15 protein-coding genes are annotated in these 18011 nt (G+C 34.5%); 11 read left to right on the forward strand and 4 right to left on the reverse strand.

Annotation, left to right across the window (positions count from 1 at the left end; genetic code table 11):
* Positions 1 to 10 precede the first annotated feature (10 nt).
* From V7P73_RS01375 to rimP, 4 genes are all read right to left on the reverse strand, one after another.
* Entirely contained in the window at positions 11 to 2989 is a 2979-nt protein-coding gene (locus V7P73_RS01375) for a SusC/RagA family TonB-linked outer membrane protein (RefSeq protein ID WP_333850807.1), read from the reverse strand.
* A 294-nt stretch (positions 2990 to 3283) separates the two neighbouring features.
* Positions 3284 to 6139: a translation initiation factor IF-2 gene (gene infB, locus V7P73_RS01380; protein ID WP_333850809.1), complete on the reverse strand. Its 2856-nt coding sequence runs from the start codon at positions 6137 to 6139 to the stop codon at positions 3284 to 3286.
* A 98-nt stretch (positions 6140 to 6237) separates the two neighbouring features.
* Entirely contained in the window at positions 6238 to 7473 is a 1236-nt protein-coding gene (gene nusA, locus V7P73_RS01385; protein ID WP_074236126.1) for a transcription termination factor NusA, read from the reverse strand.
* A 69-nt stretch (positions 7474 to 7542) separates the two neighbouring features.
* Positions 7543 to 8013: a ribosome assembly cofactor RimP gene (rimP, locus tag V7P73_RS01390; RefSeq protein ID WP_333851532.1), complete on the reverse strand. Its 471-nt coding sequence runs from the start codon at positions 8011 to 8013 to the stop codon at positions 7543 to 7545.
* A gap of 182 nt (positions 8014 to 8195) precedes the next feature.
* On the opposite strand from rimP, the gene V7P73_RS01395 reads away from it, so the two are divergent.
* Genes V7P73_RS01395 through V7P73_RS01445 form a run of 11 tightly spaced genes read left to right on the forward strand, consistent with a single transcriptional unit; the run spans position 8196 to position 17937 of the window.
* Entirely contained in the window at positions 8196 to 9362 is a 1167-nt protein-coding gene (locus V7P73_RS01395) for a nucleotide sugar dehydrogenase (RefSeq protein ID WP_333850813.1), read from the forward strand.
* Positions 9363 to 9389: 27 nt separating this feature from the next.
* Positions 9390 to 10469, forward strand: a complete 1080-nt coding sequence (gene rfbB, locus V7P73_RS01400) for a dTDP-glucose 4,6-dehydratase (protein ID WP_333850814.1) — start codon at positions 9390 to 9392, stop codon at positions 10467 to 10469.
* A gap of 20 nt (positions 10470 to 10489) precedes the next feature.
* Entirely contained in the window at positions 10490 to 11350 is an 861-nt protein-coding gene (gene rfbA, locus V7P73_RS01405; RefSeq protein WP_333850816.1) for a glucose-1-phosphate thymidylyltransferase RfbA, read from the forward strand.
* 14 nt (positions 11351 to 11364) lie between these two features.
* Complete coding sequence (locus V7P73_RS01410; protein ID WP_333850818.1) at positions 11365 to 12216, forward strand: ABC transporter permease; 852 nt, start codon at positions 11365 to 11367, stop codon at positions 12214 to 12216.
* A 15-nt stretch (positions 12217 to 12231) separates the two neighbouring features.
* Positions 12232 to 13494, forward strand: a complete 1263-nt coding sequence (locus V7P73_RS01415; RefSeq protein WP_333850820.1) for an ABC transporter ATP-binding protein — start codon at positions 12232 to 12234, stop codon at positions 13492 to 13494.
* Positions 13491 to 13895 carry a sugar 3,4-ketoisomerase gene (locus V7P73_RS01420; protein ID WP_333850822.1) on the forward strand — a complete coding sequence of 135 codons (405 nt, stop codon included), beginning with the start codon at positions 13491 to 13493 and terminating at the stop codon, positions 13893 to 13895. Before V7P73_RS01415 ends, V7P73_RS01420 begins: the two co-directional genes overlap by 4 nt.
* Positions 13885 to 14307: a sugar 3,4-ketoisomerase gene (locus V7P73_RS01425; protein WP_333850824.1), complete on the forward strand. Its 423-nt coding sequence runs from the start codon at positions 13885 to 13887 to the stop codon at positions 14305 to 14307. Before V7P73_RS01420 ends, V7P73_RS01425 begins: the two co-directional genes overlap by 11 nt.
* Positions 14297 to 14845 (forward strand): acyltransferase, encoded by a 549-nt coding sequence (locus V7P73_RS01430; RefSeq protein WP_333850827.1) that lies wholly within the window; start codon positions 14297 to 14299, stop codon positions 14843 to 14845. The genes V7P73_RS01425 and V7P73_RS01430 overlap by 11 nt, the downstream gene beginning before the upstream one ends.
* Positions 14842 to 15897 (forward strand): acyltransferase family protein, encoded by a 1056-nt coding sequence (locus tag V7P73_RS01435; RefSeq protein ID WP_333850829.1) that lies wholly within the window; start codon positions 14842 to 14844, stop codon positions 15895 to 15897. The genes V7P73_RS01430 and V7P73_RS01435 overlap by 4 nt, the downstream gene beginning before the upstream one ends.
* On the forward strand, positions 15894 to 16994 hold the full coding sequence (locus tag V7P73_RS01440; RefSeq protein ID WP_333850831.1) for a DegT/DnrJ/EryC1/StrS family aminotransferase: 1101 nt from the start codon (positions 15894 to 15896) through the stop codon (positions 16992 to 16994). The genes V7P73_RS01435 and V7P73_RS01440 overlap by 4 nt, the downstream gene beginning before the upstream one ends.
* Positions 16995 to 17004: 10 nt before the next feature.
* On the forward strand, positions 17005 to 17937 hold the full coding sequence (locus V7P73_RS01445; RefSeq protein ID WP_333850832.1) for a glycosyltransferase: 933 nt from the start codon (positions 17005 to 17007) through the stop codon (positions 17935 to 17937).
* The last annotated feature ends 74 nt before the right edge of the window (positions 17938 to 18011 follow it).

The following is an 18011-nucleotide window of genomic DNA, read 5'->3' on the forward strand; positions in this document are numbered from 1 at the left end:
TTTTTTCAAATTAGAAACCTACTTGAACACCCATAGACACTGTTCTAAGCACCGGTGCTGCATACCAATATCTTCCTTTGCCTAACCAAGACCAAGAATTTGAATTAGACTCTGGATCGTAATCTAAATCTTTGTCAAATACATAAGTTAATAAATTGGTTCCTCTTAAATATATCGTTAAATTATTAATTCCTGAAGACTCTTTGAATACTTTACCAAATGAATAAGACACTTTCATTTCTTTTAAACGAATGTGATCCCCTTTATTGATAAAACGTGAAGATTCTAATCTAGAAGTACTTGGATTCCCTATAATTGCTTTTGGATTAGAGGCACCAAAATTTTCAGCTCCAGGCGCATCTGTCCAGCTATCATATAAAGCATCGCTTACTTGATTACGTCCAGGGAAGGCTCCATCATGAAGTGTGTAGGAATGAACTCCATTCTGTACATAAAAATCAAACTGCCCTGAAAGCATAAAGCTTAATGAAATATTTTTATACTTGAATTCATTAGTAAGACCTACATTATATATAGGGAAAGCACTTTTCCCCATCCATGCAGGACTTGCAGCTGTTCTTATATTAGTAACATCTGATTTAGTCCCATCAGTATAAAACAATGCATCACCAGCTTTGATTCCTTTTGTCGGATCATCTGCTTGAGCAATACCCGCCCATAAAACAGCATAATATTCACCAAAAATATGCCCTGGTGCCAATGCTGCAAATGCATTATTTGCATCATCTGTATCTCCGCCAAATTGTCTTAATGCTAAATTATACTCTTTTAGCATAGTTTTGGAATAAGCTCCGTTTGCATTAATTGTCCATCTAAAATCCTGTGTCTGTACAGGAGTTGCATCAATAGTCAACTCAAATCCTTTATTCCCAATTTTACCAATGTTATCTGTATATGATGTTGGTCCTCCACTTTCTACAGCAGGAAAATTATCATCTATAGCAGCATCAGTAATTTTATCATAATAAGCTAAAGTGAATTTTAGTCGATCATTAAACAATCCAATATCAGCCCCAATGTCTAACATTTTTGATTCTTCCCAAGTTAGAGCTGGATTACCTGGAGCTGCAATTCCTCCATAACCACTATTACCTCCCCAGCCACCGGTATTGGCGTTATATCCAATTAATGCAAAAGCATTATATTGTAATCCCCATTGATCAGCATAAGGAATATTTCCCAATTTTCCATAACTTCCTCTCAATGTAAATGATGAAAATAAGTCTGGCAAGAATGACTCATTCTTCACATTCCAAGAACCACCAACAGACCAGAAATTACCAAATTTATCAGTTCCTAATGTTGAGTTTCCATCTCTTCTAATCTGACCAGTCAAAGTATATTTATTATCAAAAGTATAATTTAACCTCCCAAAATAACCAATTTGTGTCCAAACGTAATCTGCCCCATTGCTCAAAATTGATCCTTCTTCAGCAAACTGAAAGTATGGTCTTATATCAGTCATGAAAAATGAATAGTTAGTCAAAACATTGTATTTATGATTCTGATATTCCATTCCTACGAATGCTTCTAAATTATGTTTATCCGCAAACGTATTTCTATATGAAAAACTGTTAGACCAGTTCCAATCCCATATATTTGTTCTTGCATCTTGTAACATACCATAATTATCAGCATCTGTTTGCAAGGTATAAATTGGATGACCTTTATCAATTGCTTGCAACTCTCTCATCGCTTGATATTGAGTTCCAAATAATGAATTGAAAGACACATTTTTTATAAACTCATAATCCATATTAACCGAAGCAATGTAAGTATTAATTGTAGATTTCTGATATGTATTTGCTAAAATAGAAGCTGGATTAAATCCCGCAGTCATATCTGGTGCTTCAGCCCAAGCCTCTTGGTTAAAAGTTCCATCATAATTATACACAGGTCGTAAAGGCGATAACATAATTGAATTGGTAACAGGGTTAGCAGATGCTCTTCCTCCCATATATGTTCCTCTCTTAACATTTGAGTAATTTGCATTGAAACCAAATTTCAGTTTTTCAGAAGCTTTATGATCAACAGCGGCATTTAAACTAATTCTATCAAACTTTGACGATTTAACCAATGGTTCATTTTGATAATAAGATCCTCCTATTCTAAACGAAGTATTTTCTCCACCTCCTGACGCTCCAAAGTTATATGTATTTACCACAGAAGAACTTCTATTAACAACTTTAGTCCAATCAGTATAATTACGAGTATCCTTAATATTTTCTTTAGTAGTATATGTAGGTATGTAACTATCTAAATAATACTGCGTTGCCTCATCTAATGTGTTGAAAGTTCTTCCAAGCTGAGCCTGACTATTCCACATTAGTATCCCACCATACTTTATATATTCATCACCAGTCATTAAGTCAAGCTTATCATAAGCTCTATCTTGAATACCGGTTTCTGTTGAGAACTCAAATCTTGTTTTCTGATTATATTTTCCCTTTTTTGTTTTAATGATAATAACACCATTTGCTCCTCTAGAGCCATACAATGCTGTTGACGAGGCATCTTTAAGAACAGTAACAGACTCAATAGCATTGGGATCAATAGATGCCAATGGATTCCAAGATTCCATCATTTGTGCATTATCCGCTCCTTTTCCAATAACCACACCATCAATCACATACAATGGGTTTGGCGTACCAATCAAGGAACTTACTCCTCTAACAAGAACCATATTAGAGGATCCCGGATCTCCACTTGCAGAAGAAAAATTCAATCCAGCAACTCTACCATTTAGCACTTCATCAATTGTAGAAAAAGGTGTGGATTCGAAATTTGCTTTTGAAACAACACTGTAAGAACCTACTTTTTGTGCAGGATCTAGTTTTACTCCTCCAACCAAGACAACTTCTTCAATTTCTCTTGTTTTAGTGGTATCATTATTTTTCTTCTGTGCCATTAATGCCTGTCCCGTAAAGAACAATACGCCAAAGGATAACAATCGTAATTTTACATTCATATTAACACTATTTAATTATAATCTGCAAATATGTTAAAAAAAATTAACACGACAAAAAATCAATTATCAAGTTTTCTATAATGCCTGCCAAGTGTTGATTTTATCATTTTAAATTTATATTTTTTTTAGATATTTAATAAAAAATTAGAATCAAACTAAACAAACCTTACTTATCAGCCCCAACACTATGCAAAACTTAATAATTTAAAAATAGTTATTTATAATAATTACAAATAATAAACTTGGGCAAAAAAAACCGCTAATGAATTAGCGGTTTCCTTATTAATTTAATACTTATTTCAACTTTTTCTTAACAGCGACCTCTTCGTAGACCTCAAGAATATCTCCAACTTCTATATCATTATAGCCTTTAATATTAAGACCACACTCATAACCTTTGGTTACTTCTTTTACATCGTCTTTGAAACGTTTTAAGCTTTCCAGTTCGCCATCAAATTTCACAATACCATCTCTAAGAAGTCTTATTTTAGAGTTTCTTGTTACTTTCCCTGTAAGAACCATACATCCTGCAATAGATCCAACTTTAGAAATCTTGAATACTTCTCTGATTTCTACATTACCAATAACTTGTTCCTGAATCTCTGGAGAAAGCATTCCTTCCATCGCTTCTTTAACTTCATCAATTGCTCGGTAAATAATAGAATAAGTTCTGATTTCTACTTCTTCTCTATCAGCAATATCTTTTGCATTTGCACTTGCTCTTACGTTGAATCCGATCATAATAGCATCTGAAGCCGCTGCTAATAATACATCACTTTCAGAAATCTGACCAACACCTTTGTGAAGGATATTAACCTGGATTTCCTCTGTTGACAACCTTTGCAACTGATCTGCTAACGCTTCAACTGAACCATCCACGTCACCTTTAAGGATAATATTCAATTCTTTGAAATCTCCTAAAGCGATACGACGACCAATCTCATCAAGCGTCAAATGTTTCTTAGTTCTGATAGATTGCTCTCTCTGAAGCTGTTCTCTCTTATTTGCAAGAGTTTTAGCTTCTTTTTCGTCAGCAAAAACTCGGAATTTATCACCAGCTGTTGGGGCTCCATCTAAACCAAGAATTGTTACAGGAATTGACGGTCCTGCTTTTTCCATTGGCTTTCCTCTTTCATCCAACATTGCTTTCACTTTACCGTGATTTTTACCTGCTAAGACATAATCTCCAACCGTTAAAGTACCGCTTTGTACAAGCATTGTTGCAACATATCCACGACCTTTATCCAAAGCAGCTTCGATTACAACTCCACTTGCTTGTTTATTAGGATTTGCCTTTAATTCCAACATTTCTGCCTGAAGTAAAACTTTCTCTAATAACAAATCGATATTGTTACCGAATTTAGCAGAAATCTCTTGCGCCTGAACATTTCCTCCCCACTCTTCAACTAGAATATTCATTCCAGAAAGTTGTTGACGAATGTTATCTGGGTTAGCTCCAGCTTTATCTACTTTGTTGATTGCAATGATCATTGGAACACCAGCAGCTTGTGCGTGAGCAATAGCTTCTTTGGTTTGTGGCATTACATCATCATCGGCAGCAACTACAATAATTGCAATATCGGTAACTTGTGCACCTCTGGCTCTCATCGCGGTAAACGCTTCGTGACCCGGAGTATCCAAGAATGTAATTCTTTGTCCACTTTCCAATTTCACATTGTAAGCTCCAATGTGCTGTGTAATACCTCCAGATTCACCAGCGATAACGTTGGTTTTTCTGATGTAATCCAGTAAGGATGTTTTACCGTGATCTACGTGTCCCATTACGGTAACTATCGGAGCTCTTGGTAATAAATCTTCTTCTAAATCAGGTGTTTCGTCTGCCGCCGCTTCTTCAACATCAGCATCAGAGAATTCGATATTATAACCAAACTCGTCAGCAACTAACATTAGAGTATCAGCTTCAAGACGCTGGTTCATCGTCACCATTACACCTAGAGAGAAACAAGCAGAAATAACTTCTGTAGCACTTACATTCATCAAACTAGCTAAATCGCTAACCGTAATGAACTCAGTTACTTTCAGAGTTCTGTCTTGTGCATCGATTTCCTGTTGGATTTCGTCTTGCTCTCTTCTCCAAGATCTTTTATCTTTTCTATGTTTAGAACCTTTAGACTTACCTCCTTTATTAGTCAACTTCTCTAAAGTTTCTTTAATTTGATTTTTAACTTGCTCATCCGTCAATTCAACTGGCATTGTACGAGCTTGTCCGCCACGGTTGTTTCCACCTCGGTTATTTCCTCCAGGACGGTTATTGTTTCCACCTTGGCGATTACCACCTTGGTTGTTTCCACCTTGTCCTTGTGGGCGGTTGTTATTATTTCCGCCTTGACGGTTACCTCCACCTTGCTGATTGTTTCCTTGGTTGCCATTGTTATTTTGACCAGGAACATCTTTAGTAATACGCTTTCTTTTTTTCTTAGCAGCGTTACTATTAGAATTAGCAGAAGGTTTTGGTTTATTGAACTGAGAAAGATCTATTTTCTCACCAACGATTTTAGGACCGTCTAGTTTTTGATAAACCGTTTCTATTTTCTGAGGTTCTTCAGAATCATTAGACTCTGTATTCTCAATCTGAGGTTTAACAGTTTCTACAACTTTCTCCTCTTTTTTAACCTCTTCTTTTACAACTGGTCTTGGTTCCTCTTTTGGTTTTTCAGAAGCTTTAGGCTTATTGCTTTCTAGTTTAGACAAATCAATTTTATCTAAAACTTTGAACTCCTGTTTTTCTTCTTTTTTAACCGCTTCTGGTTTTGGTTCTTCTTTCTGAATAGGTTCAGGAGTGGGAACACTTGGAACGACTTCTTCCACAGGTTTCGTTGGATTAAGGTCTATTTTTCCTAAAATCCTAGTCTCTGGTTTTACATTTGCTTTGGCTCTTATAACCTCAGGTGCTTTTTCTTCAATCGCTAATTTTTCGTCAGGAACTTTAGAAATCACCACCTCATGAGAAGCTTTTCTTTGTTCTCCATCTTTTCGGAACTCAGCTTCCAATGCAGAAAATGCCTGTTCTTCTAATAGAGCGTTAGGGTTACTGTCCACATCTATTCCTTTGCTCTGCAGATATTCCACAGCTCTTGGGATAGAAATGTTCAGTTCTTTAACGGCTTTATTTAATCTTATTTTTGGCATAAATATAAATTTGCTTTTGGCTTTAGCGTTTTAAGCTTATTATTTTTCTTTTTATTAAGTTTTGGTCTTGGGAAAATCCTATTGACCAGATTTATTTCCTATCCTTCTAATTCTTCTCTTAGAATATTCTTCACATCCTCGATTGTTTCTTCTTCCAAATCAACAATCTTCAACAACGCGTCCGTATCTTTATCTAATACACTTCTTGCTGTATTAAGACCCACTTTTTTGAACTCATCGATAATCCAAGATTCGATTTCATCTGAAAACTCTACCAATTCTACATCATCATCATCAGAAGTTTCTCTGTAAACATCGATCTCAAAACCTGATAACCAAGAAGCCAATTTGATATTCTGACCTTGCTTACCAATCACTTTAGATATTTCTTCTACAGGTGTATAAACCAATGCATAATTAGTTTCCGTATTAACTTCAATTTTATTAATGGTAATATTTCCTAAAGCTCTCTTTACAAGAATTTCCGGATTTTTTGACCACTGGATAACATCGATGTTTTCATTTCTCAATTCTCTTACAACACCGTGGATTCTTGAACCTTTCACGCCAACACAAGCTCCAACCGGATCAATTCTGTCATCGTAAGCATCAACAGCGATTTTCGCTTTCTCACCAGGTATTCTTACTACTTTCTTAAGAATAATAGTTCCATCTTGAATCTCAGGAATCTCAAGCTCCAATAATTCTTCCAAGAATTTAGGTGCAGTTCTAGAAACTGTAATCTGTGGTTTAGAACCTCTGAAATCAACACTTTCTACAATCGCTCTTACGTTATCTCCTTTTTTGAAGAAGTCTGAAGGGATTTGATTTTCTTTTGGCAAAATAAATTCGTTATCCTCATCATCCAAAAGAATCACGTGTTTGTGACGGATGTGGTGAACTTCACCAACAATCAATTCTCCGATTTTATCACGGAATTGGTCATACAAAGCTGCATTGAAATGCTCTTGGATTTTTGTTGCCAAGATTTGCTTAAGTGTCAAGATATTTCTTCTTCCCAATTTGGAAACCGGAATCTCTTGTGTATATTCTTCTCCAACCTCAAAAGTTGAATCTATCTTTCTAACTTCAGAAATTTCTATTTCCAAATCATCATCCTCGGACATCTCATCCTCAACAATGACTTTGTTCAAGAAAATCTGAAAATCTCCTTTATCAGGATTTACAATTACATCAAAATGATCATCAGAATCATATCTTTTTCTAAGAAGAGTCTTAAGAGAATCCTCGATAATAGCCATTAAGTCTATTTTGCTGATATTCTTTATTTCTTTAAAATCACCAAAGGCTTCTATTAAAGCTAAATTATCCATATTTAATATATAATTGATAAATGACGACTGACAGTTGATTTTTTGAATCAACATCAATCCATCGTTATGTTAAAATTTTATTACTACTAATGCTTTTTTAATTTCGGAATAAGGGATTTCTTTATCTTCAACAACATCTTCTTTTCCTTTCCCGATTAATTTTGGTCTTCTGTATTCTAATCGAAGTACAATTTTTTCTTCATCTACACTTACCAATTCTCCTTCGATTTTTTCTTCCTCGCTTGTCAACAACACTTCAATTGACCTTCCAATGTTTTTCTTGAATTGTCTTGGCGTTCCAAGTGGCTCGCTCAATCCAGCGGACATTACTTGCAAACTAAAGTCGTGTTCTTCACGATCCATATTAAACTCAATCGCTCTACTGGCATCTAAACAATCTTGAAGTGTAACACCATTATCACCGTCCAGAATAGCTATGATATCAGAAGCTGCAGAAATTTTAAGATCCACTAAAAAAAGATCAGGTCTTGTTTCTAAAAACTCACTGATTAACCGATTAACTTCTGTTTTGAAATCCATAATATCACCTCTAATTATATTTACGAAAAAAGGCATTCTTGCGAAAGCCTTCCCATTTTTCCCGTAAATCTTTTGCAAAGATAAATATTTTTTCTTTAATATACAAGAAACCAATTATTTCAATTATAAGTACGGCAAACAATTTTTTCCTATTTTTGCCTGAATTTTAAAACTTATTCTTTGTGAATATTACAATAGTTGGAACTGGATATGTTGGGCTGTCTAATGCTGTTTTATTAGCACAACATCATAATGTAATTGCTTTGGATATTATTCCAGAAAAGGTTGAAATGCTCAACAATAAGCAATCTCCGATTGATGACAATGAAATTACGGAATTTCTAAAAACAAAAAAACTCAATATAAAAGCAACTCTTGATAAAGAAGAGGCTTATAAAAATGCGGATTTTATTATAGTAGCTACGCCGACAGATTATGATGCTTCTACAAATTATTTTGACACCCGAAGCGTTGAAAATGTGATAAAAGAGGCTAAAGCGGACAACCAAAAAGCAGTTTTCATTGTTAAATCTACTGTTCCTGTTGGCTTTACAGAGAATTTAAAAAAAGAGTTAGATTTCGACAATATTATATTTTCTCCAGAATTTTTGAGAGAAGGAAAAGCACTTTACGATAATCTTTATCCATCTAGAATTATTATTGGAGAACAAAGCGAGAGAGCAACGGTTTTTGCAAATCTTTTGAAAGAAGGTGCCATTAAAAAAGATATCCCAACTCTTTTTACCAATGCAACAGAGGCAGAAGCTATCAAATTATTCTCGAATACCTATTTGGCAATGCGTGTAGCTTACTTCAATGAGTTGGACAGTTATGCACAAATACACGGATTGGATAGCCGTCAGATCATAGAAGGTGTAGGGCTAGATCCAAGAATCGGGTCTCATTATAACAATCCGTCTTTTGGTTATGGAGGCTATTGTCTTCCAAAAGACACCAAACAATTACTGGCCAATTATAATTCGGTTCCCAACAATCTTATTCAAGCCATTGTGGATGCTAATCGCACTAGAAAAGATTTTATTGCGGATTCTATTTTAGAAAAAAAGCCAAAGAAAGTTGGTGTTTATCGATTAATAATGAAATCTGGATCAGACAATTTTCGGGCCTCTGCAATACAAGGCATTATGAAAAGAATCAAAGCAAAAGGTGTAGAAGTAGTTGTTTACGAACCTGTTTTGAAAGAAGATTCTTTTTTTGGATCTAAAGTTTCTAGGGATTTGGATACCTTTAAACAAGAGTGTGATGTTATTATATCCAACCGAAAAACTCCAGAATTGGAGGATGTAAAAGAAAAAGTATATACCCGAGATTTATTCGGAAACGATTAAAATTAAAAACTATTTATAAAAGCATTTATGAAAAACATTATAATTACCGGAGGTGCCGGTTTTATCGGTTCTCACGTGGTAAGAGAATTTGTGAAAAATAATCCAGATTCTAAAATCATCAACCTTGATGCTTTAACTTACGCTGGAAATCTTGAAAATTTGAAAGATATCGAAAACGAACCCAATTATGTTTTCGAAAAAGCAGATATTACAAAGCCTGAAGAACTTAGAAAAGTTTTTGAAAAATATAATCCGGATGCAGTGGTGCATTTGGCTGCAGAGAGTCACGTGGACAGAAGTATCACCGACCCTAATGCATTTATCAATACCAACGTAAACGGAACGGCTAATCTTCTGAATCTTTGTATCGAATTCTGGACTTTAAACCCAGATCACACACACGGAAGATTCCCGAATGAACCTAGAAAAAACTTATTCTATCACGTTTCTACGGATGAAGTTTATGGAAGCTTAGGTGAGACTGGATTTTTCTTAGAGACTACACCTTACGATCCACAATCTCCATATTCCGCATCAAAAGCAGCTTCTGACCATTTGGTAAGAGCGTATGGAAACACTTATGGAATGCCATTTATTTTGTCTAATTGTTCCAACAATTACGGTCCAAATCACTTCCCAGAGAAATTAATTCCTCTTTGTATTTCTAATATTCTGAATGAAAAGCCATTACCAATCTATGGAGATGGGAAATATACAAGAGATTGGTTGTTTGTAATTGATCATGCAAAAGGAATTCATCAAATTTTCAACGAGTCTAAAACCGGAGAAACTTACAACATCGGAGGTTTCAACGAGTGGCAGAATATTGATTTGGTGAAGGAACTAATCAAACAATTGGATGCAAAATTGGGTAAACCAGAAGGACATTCTGAAAAGCTGATTACTTATGTAAAAGATAGACCAGGTCACGATAAGAGATATGCTATTGATGCTTCAAAATTAAACAAAGATCTAGGATGGAAACCATCTGTAACTTTTGAAGAAGGACTAGGGAAAACTATTGATTGGTTCTTAGAAAACAAAGAATGGCTAGATAATGTAACTTCTGGTGATTATCAAAAATATTACGACGGTCAATATTCATAAAAACAGAGACTAAAACCATTATGAAAGGAATTATATTAGCCGGAGGATCCGGAACAAGACTTTATCCATTAACAATCGCTGTCAGCAAGCAACTGATGCCTGTTTATGACAAACCGATGATTTATTATCCACTTTCAACATTGTTGTTGGCAGGAATTAAGGATATTTTAATCATCACAACGCCTCACGATCAAGAGGGATTTATTAAACTTTTAGGAGATGGCTCTCAGATTGGTTGTAATATCCAGTACAAAGTTCAACCAAGTCCAGACGGATTGGCTCAAGCATTTATTTTGGGTGATGAGTTTATCGGAAATGACGCGGCAGCTTTGGTTTTGGGTGATAATATTTTTTACGGATCTGAAATGGGAACATTATTAAAAAACAAAACCAATCCAGACGGCGGTGTTGTTTTTGCCTACCATGTTTCTGATCCGGAAAGATATGGTGTTGTAGAATTTGATGATGAGTTCAAAGCACTTTCTATTGAAGAAAAACCTTTAAAACCAAAATCAAATTATGCCGTTCCTGGATTATATTTTTATGATAATGAAGTAGTAGAAATCGCTAAAAACATCCAACCCTCTCCAAGAGGCGAGTTAGAAATCACTGATGTCAATAATGTTTACTTAAGCAAAGGTAAACTAGAAGTTGGCGTTTTGGACAGAGGAACGGCTTGGCTGGACACAGGGACTTTCGACTCTTTACACGATGCTTCAGAATTTGTGAGTGTCATCGAAAAAAGGCAAGGTTTCAAAATCGGATGTATAGAAGAGATTGCTTTCAGAAATAAATTCATCAATGAAGAAAAACTTCTGGAAACCGCAGCAAAATATGGTAAAAGCGGATATGGTGAATATCTGAAAAACCTCATAAAATAAAATTTATTACACAAATGAGTGATTCTAAAGATCAACAATGGACCGAAACGATAGAATCTAATCATTCCCTCTTTGACCTTAATCTTAAAGAAGTTTGGCGTTATAGGGATTTGGCCTATATGTTTGTAAAGCGGGATTTCATATCCAGTTTTAAACAAACTATTTTAGGTCCTATTTGGTTTTTCATCAATCCTATTTTTACAACCGTTGTATATATTGTGGTTTTTGGTAACATTGCAAAATTATCGACTGATGGTGCACCAAAGATTCTCTTTTATCTAGCCGGTATCACTCTTTGGAATTACTTTTCAACTTGTCTTACAGCAACTTCTACTGTCTTTACTACCAATGCTAGTATTTTCGGAAAAGTCTATTTCCCAAGGCTGATTATGCCTATATCCATTGTACTTTCTAATCTAATGAGATTTGGAGTACAGATGGGCTTATTTCTTATTGTGTTTTTCTACTATTTATACCAAGGAGAGGTACAACCTAATTGGTGGATACTTGCAACTCCTTTATTAATTGTGTTAATGGCTGTATTTGCCTTAGGGATGGGAATGATCTTCTCATCATTAACTACAAAATATCGTGATCTGCAAATGCTTCTTACATTTGGGATCAGTTTGTATATGTATGCAACCCCCGTAATTTATCCTGCATCTAGTTTAAAAGGTATTTTTAAAACCATAGCTTTTTACAACCCATTAACCGGAATATTCGAATGTTTTAAATATGCGTGGCTTGGTGTTGGAGACTTTAGTTCTACAATGCTATTGATAAGTACATTTATTATTTTCTTAATCTTTGCTGTAGGAACCGTAATTTTCAATAAGGTTGAAAAAGGTTTTATGGATACAGTCTAATTTTAAAATCAAAAAATGACATTAGCACTAAAAGCCGAAAATATATCTAAACAGTACCGTCTGGGGCAAGTAGGAACAGGCTCTCTCTCTCACGATCTTAATCGTTTTTGGCATCAGATCCGGGGAAAAGAAAATCCCTATCTTAAAATCGGCGAATCCAATGATAGAACTCGAAAGGGAGAAAGTGATTACGTCTGGTCTTTGCGAGACATCAATTTTGAGATAAATCAAGGAGATACAGTTGGTATAATTGGAAGAAATGGAGCTGGGAAATCTACACTTCTTAAACTTCTGAGTAAAGTTACCAAACCAACAACCGGAAAAATTTTAACCCGAGGAAGAATCGCTTCATTACTAGAAGTTGGAACAGGTTTCCATCCTGAAATGACAGGTAGAGAAAATGTCTATCTCAATGGGGCTATTCTAGGAATGACAAGAAAAGAAATCACCAGAAAGTTTGAGGAGATTGTTGATTTTTCTGGTGTCGAAAGATATATTGATACTCCTGTGAAAAGATACTCTTCTGGGATGTATGTAAGATTAGCATTCGCTGTTGCAGCAAATCTGGAATCTGAGATCTTGATTGTGGATGAAGTATTGGCCGTTGGCGATGCTGAGTTTCAAAAAAAATGTCTTGGTAAGATGGGTGATGTTTCTAAAGGTGAAGGAAGAACTGTTCTTTTTGTAAGCCATAATATGACAGCTGTTAAAGAATTATGTTCACAGGGGATCTTATTGAACCAAGGTCTTTTGGATTATCAGGGTCACATTCTTGATACCATTATGGAGTATCAGAAAAACTCTCAAAAGCAAAGCAGTTATCTGCATACGGGTTCTATTGAAACAGCTTTAGGAAATGAAAACATCAGAGTTTTAGAATTTTCTGTCAGATCTTTAAACGATGGTTTCTTGGACATTGATTCTGGAGCAAAGGTTAAATTAAGGTTTTTTAATTTTAAAGAAGATATTAATCTTGATACCACTTTTGAATTAAGAACTTATGAGGAAAGCGTAGTTTTTCATACTGGAGCATTAGTTACTACAAATAAGGATTCGAAAAAAGCGGAGTATACTGTAGAATTCGAGATTGAGCCTAATTTACTTAATTCTGGAAATTATTATTTCAAAATAATATTTGGACAAGATCAAAGAATTCCTCTATACACTTGTGATGAGATTGTTGGTTTTGAAGTTGAAAATGTGAAGATAGGAACCAATATTACACAGATGCCTGGTATTATCAGACCTCGTTTTGATTATAAAATACAAGCACAATGACTATACCACAAATAATAGATCTTCCCAAGATACTGGACAAACGGGGTAATCTTTCTTCATTTGAGCATCCCAGCCATTTACCTTTCGAAATTGAAAGAACGTATTGGGTATATGATGTTCCCGGTGGGGAAGTGCGCGGCAGCCATGCTTTCAGAGAGCAGCAGGAGTTTATCATTGCCCTTTCGGGAAGTTTTGATGTCGTTATTCACGATGGAAAAGAGGAAAAAAGGTTTTCTTTGAACAGATCTTATTATGGTCTTTTTATTCCGAAAATGTTTTGGCGCAGATTGGAAAATTTTTCAACCAACTCTTTAGCACTCATTGTTTCTGATAAAGCTTATAATGAAAAAGACTATATAAGGGATTTTGTAGAATTCAAAAAACTTGCAGATGAAAAATAAACTATCAGTATTTGACTGCAGTGTAATAGATCTTGGCAAGATCAATTTTGACGAAGGCAACTTGACAGTGGTGGAAAACAACTCTTCTTTTCCGTTTAATGTCAAACGAGTATTTTATTTATATGATATAGCCGGTGGCGAAAGCCGTGGTGCCCATTCCCACAAAGAATGTCATCAGTTTCTGATAGCAGCCAGTGGAAGTTTTGAAGTGTCTTTGGACGATGGTAAATTCAAAAGGCAGGTTTTTCTTAATAGGCCCGATATAGGTTTACATATCCCTCCCGGAATCTGGGCTTCAGAAATGAATTTTTCATCTGGCGCAATATGCCTCGTATTAGCATCACATCATTATGATGCCAATGATTATATCAGAGATTACAATATATTTTTAACCATTCAGCATGAAAAATAACATCCATCCTCTAGCCGATATTCAAACTGAAAATATTGGTGAAGGCACAATGGTTTGGCAGTTTTGTGTAATTTTGAAAAATGCTAAAATTGGTACTAATTGTAATATCAATTGTAATGTTTTCATAGAAAACGATGTTGTTATTGGCGATAATGTTACCATCAAGCCCGGAGTCCAAGTTTGGGATGGGGTTACATTGGAGGACAATGTGTTTGTTGGCCCTAATGTAACTTTTACCAATGACCTGATTCCTAGATCTAAGCAGTATCCTGCCGAATTTGCAAAAACGCTGGTAAAGAAGGGCGCGTCTATTGGTGCGAATTCTACCATCATTGCTGGCAACACCATTGGAAAAAATGCATTGGTAGGAGCAGGCAGCGTGGTTACCAAAGATATCCCAGCAAACACTGTTTGGTTTGGTAATCCTGCCAAACAAAAGGGTTTTGTAACCAATGGTGGTAAAATATTAGATCATAATTTAAAAGATGAAGAAGGCAATGCTTATGAATTCATAAACGAAGAATTAGTATTAAAATGATAAAGCCTTTAACATCATTAAGATTTTTTTTTGCGTTCTGCGTTTTTCTGAGTCACATCCCATTTTCAAAAGATGATAGCTCTTCTTATCTTTATAACCATATTTTTTCTGAAGGTTTTTTAGGAGTAAGCTTTTTCTTTATTTTAAGTGGGTTTATTTTAGCTTTAAATTATCGAAATAAATTTAAGAATAAAGAGATAACATTAAAAAAATTCTATATTGCCAGATTTGCACGAATTTACCCCTTACATTTCTTTACTCTACTGGCGTCAATCCCAGTTATGTTTAATAGTATTAAAGTTTTGATATTTAATATTTTTTTACTGCAAAGCTATGTCCCAAACCCAAAATACTATTTCTCATATAATGCTCCCTCCTGGAGTATCTCGGACGAGATGTTTTTTTATACTCTATTTCCTCTTCTGATTCTGATTAGTTATAAACTGAAACCTTTTTTTAAAATACTATTATTAATAGGTTTTATATGTTTGATTATTATAATGAATCAGCTTTTACCCGAAAATAAAATACATTATTGGCTTTATATATCACCCGTTACGAGAGTCTTTGATTTTATTTTGGGAATATTATTATTTGATTTATGTTTGTATATCAAAAATTCAAAAATTAATATTAGTAGAAGTGTTTACAATTTCATCCAAGTGAGTGCTTTTGTTATTTTAGCCTTATTTTTCATTTGTAAGGATTATTTACCAATAAGTTACAGATATTCTATTTTCTATTGGCTGCCAATGTGTCTAATCATTTTAACATCTGCTAGTTCATTTTTTTTGCAAAAAAAAGAAAGTATTGTTTCCAAAATTCTTTCTTGGAAATGGCTTGTTTACTTGGGCGAGATTAGTTTTGGATTTTATCTTATCCATTATCTGGTAATAGCTTATCTAAAAAAGTACAATGGTTATATGGGACATCAACTTGAAGGTTTTCTTTTGGTTTTTTTAATGTTTACAATTACCCTTATAACAAGTATCTTTGCTTATGAAAAAATAGAAAAACCATTTAACCGAAAACTTAAAGACTTGCTATCATGATAAAATTCCTTGACCTACAAAAAATAAATCTTCTTCATCAGACTGAGATAGAGGCTAAATTATTGGAAGTATTCCGCTCTGGCTGGTACCTTTTAGGAACTCAGGTGAAGAACTTCGAAAATAATCTATCACAATATATTGGATCCAAACACGCAATTGGTGTAGCGAATGGTCTAGATGCTTTGAGATTAATCTTCAGAGCTTACATTGAGTTGGGAATTATGAAAGCTGGCGATGAAGTGATAGTCCCTGCCAATACTTACATCGCTTCTATCCTTGCTTTGTCTGACAATGGATTGGTTCCGGTTTTAGTTGAACCGGATATTAATACTTACAACCTTGACATCTCAAAAATTGAAGAAAAGATTACCTCTAAGACAAAAGCTATTTTCATCGTCCACCTTCAGGGAAGAGTCGTTTTTTCTGAAGAATTAAAAGAGATTGCTCAAAAACATAACCTGAAAATAGTTGAAGATAATGCACAATCTATAGGTGCAGATTGGAATGGTATCAAAACAGGTAATCTAGGCGATGCTGCGGGATTTAGTTTCTATCCTGGCAAAAACCTTGGCGCTCTCGGTGACGCAGGTACAGTTACAACCAATGATGATGAATTAGCACAAGCTATCCGAGCACTTGCCAACTATGGATCTAATGAGAAATATGTAAACATCTATCAAGGTCTAAATTCCAGACTAGATGAGATACAGGCAGCAGTTTTAGATGTAAAACTCAAATACATCGATGAAGAAAATAACCTACGTAGAAAGATTGCCAAAAGGTTTATTTCGGAAGTAAAAAATCCAAAGGTTACACTTCCTGAAAATCCAGAAAATGATGGCGAGCATGTATGGCACATTTTCGTCATCAGAACAGCTGATAGATCTGCATTACAAGAATACCTTACTAGCAATGGAATTCAAACTCTGATACATTATCCGATCCCGCCACATCAGCAAAAGGCGTATAAAGAATGGAATAATCTATCTTTTCCCATAACGGAAAAAATTCATGAGGAAGTTTTGAGCTTACCAATATCTTCTATATTAGAAAAACAAGAGATAGATACAATTATTAGTATTCTGAATAATTACTAATTAAAACAAAATGGGAGATCTGCCTCTAGTAAGCATCTTATGTTTATGCTATAATCAGGAAAAATTCATAGTAGAATCTCTTGAAAGCATCAAAGCTCTGACTTATAATAATTTTGAGATGGTGATTTGTGATGATTTTTCTGATGATAGTTCTGTTGAAACTATAGAAAAATGGATCAGGCAAAATCCCGATCTTCAAATATCATTTGTAAAACATACAGAGAACTTAGGCATTACAAAAACTCTCAATGAACTTTTACTAATATCTAAAGGAAAATATATACAGCTATTAGCATTAGATGATTTATTAATGCATAATAAGCTGGAGCGTCAGGTTACTATGCTGAAAAATTCTTCTGATAAAGTTTCTTTGGTTTTTTCTGATGCTCATCTGATTGACGAAAATTCTGAATTATACCAAAACAAATTCATTGCAAGACATCTTTCTTATCTTAGTTTGAAAAGTCAAAATTTTTATGAGATGTTGCTGGTTAAAAATTTTATCCCAGCGATGTCCGTATTAATCAAGAGACAAAAGCTTATGGATGAAGGAGGCTTTGATGAATCTTTATCTTTTGAAGATCATGATATGTGGTTGCGTCTTAGTAAAAAAGATGATTTTTTATTTGATGACGTAATTTCCTGTTCCTATCGTTTACATGCTCACAATACGCATAAAAAAAGAGAGGTTTTGAATCATTCTATGTTTTTCAAAATAATGATTAAGCACAAAGATCACCAGCTAGCCAGAGAAAAAATTTTTGAGCACTTGGAAAAACTATACCTTTTGAATGTTCTCAAAAATGAGCATCAGATTTTTTTCCAACATTTTCCAGTGAAATCTTTTCCGGAAAAGCTGATAAAATATAATATGAAACCTGTTTTTTACAAATTGGCGATGCAGATTCATAAGTTATTGGCCTATCTAAAGAGTCCTTACTAGAAAAAATTGACTCCCAATTTTTTCTAAATATTATATTTATTCTATTCAACAGCATTTTCATATTTTTGAAAACA

Source organism: Epilithonimonas sp. (assembly GCF_036780765.1).
GTDB lineage: Bacteria > Bacteroidota > Bacteroidia > Flavobacteriales > Weeksellaceae > Epilithonimonas.

Excerpts from the sequence above, each read along its gene's own strand:
- V7P73_RS01375 (WP_333850807.1), bottom strand. The coding sequence starts at position 2,989 with ATGAATGTAAAATTACGATTGTTATCCTTTGGCGTATTGTTCTTTACG.
- infB (WP_333850809.1), bottom strand. The coding sequence starts at position 6,139 with ATGCCAAAAATAAGATTAAATAAAGCCGTTAAAGAACTGAACATTTCT.
- nusA (WP_074236126.1), bottom strand. The coding sequence starts at position 7,473 with ATGGATAATTTAGCTTTAATAGAAGCCTTTGGTGATTTTAAAGAAATA.
- rimP (WP_333851532.1), bottom strand. The coding sequence starts at position 8,013 with ATGGATTTCAAAACAGAAGTTAATCGGTTAATCAGTGAGTTTTTAGAA.
- rfbB (WP_333850814.1), top strand. The coding sequence starts at position 9,390 with ATGAAAAACATTATAATTACCGGAGGTGCCGGTTTTATCGGTTCTCAC.
- rfbA (WP_333850816.1), top strand. The coding sequence starts at position 10,490 with ATGAAAGGAATTATATTAGCCGGAGGATCCGGAACAAGACTTTATCCA.
- V7P73_RS01410 (WP_333850818.1), top strand. The coding sequence starts at position 11,365 with ATGAGTGATTCTAAAGATCAACAATGGACCGAAACGATAGAATCTAAT.
- V7P73_RS01415 (WP_333850820.1), top strand. The coding sequence starts at position 12,232 with ATGACATTAGCACTAAAAGCCGAAAATATATCTAAACAGTACCGTCTG.
- V7P73_RS01420 (WP_333850822.1), top strand. The coding sequence starts at position 13,491 with ATGACTATACCACAAATAATAGATCTTCCCAAGATACTGGACAAACGG.
- V7P73_RS01425 (WP_333850824.1), top strand. The coding sequence starts at position 13,885 with ATGAAAAATAAACTATCAGTATTTGACTGCAGTGTAATAGATCTTGGC.
- V7P73_RS01430 (WP_333850827.1), top strand. The coding sequence starts at position 14,297 with ATGAAAAATAACATCCATCCTCTAGCCGATATTCAAACTGAAAATATT.
- V7P73_RS01435 (WP_333850829.1), top strand. The coding sequence starts at position 14,842 with ATGATAAAGCCTTTAACATCATTAAGATTTTTTTTTGCGTTCTGCGTT.
- V7P73_RS01440 (WP_333850831.1), top strand. The coding sequence starts at position 15,894 with ATGATAAAATTCCTTGACCTACAAAAAATAAATCTTCTTCATCAGACT.
- V7P73_RS01445 (WP_333850832.1), top strand. The coding sequence starts at position 17,005 with ATGGGAGATCTGCCTCTAGTAAGCATCTTATGTTTATGCTATAATCAG.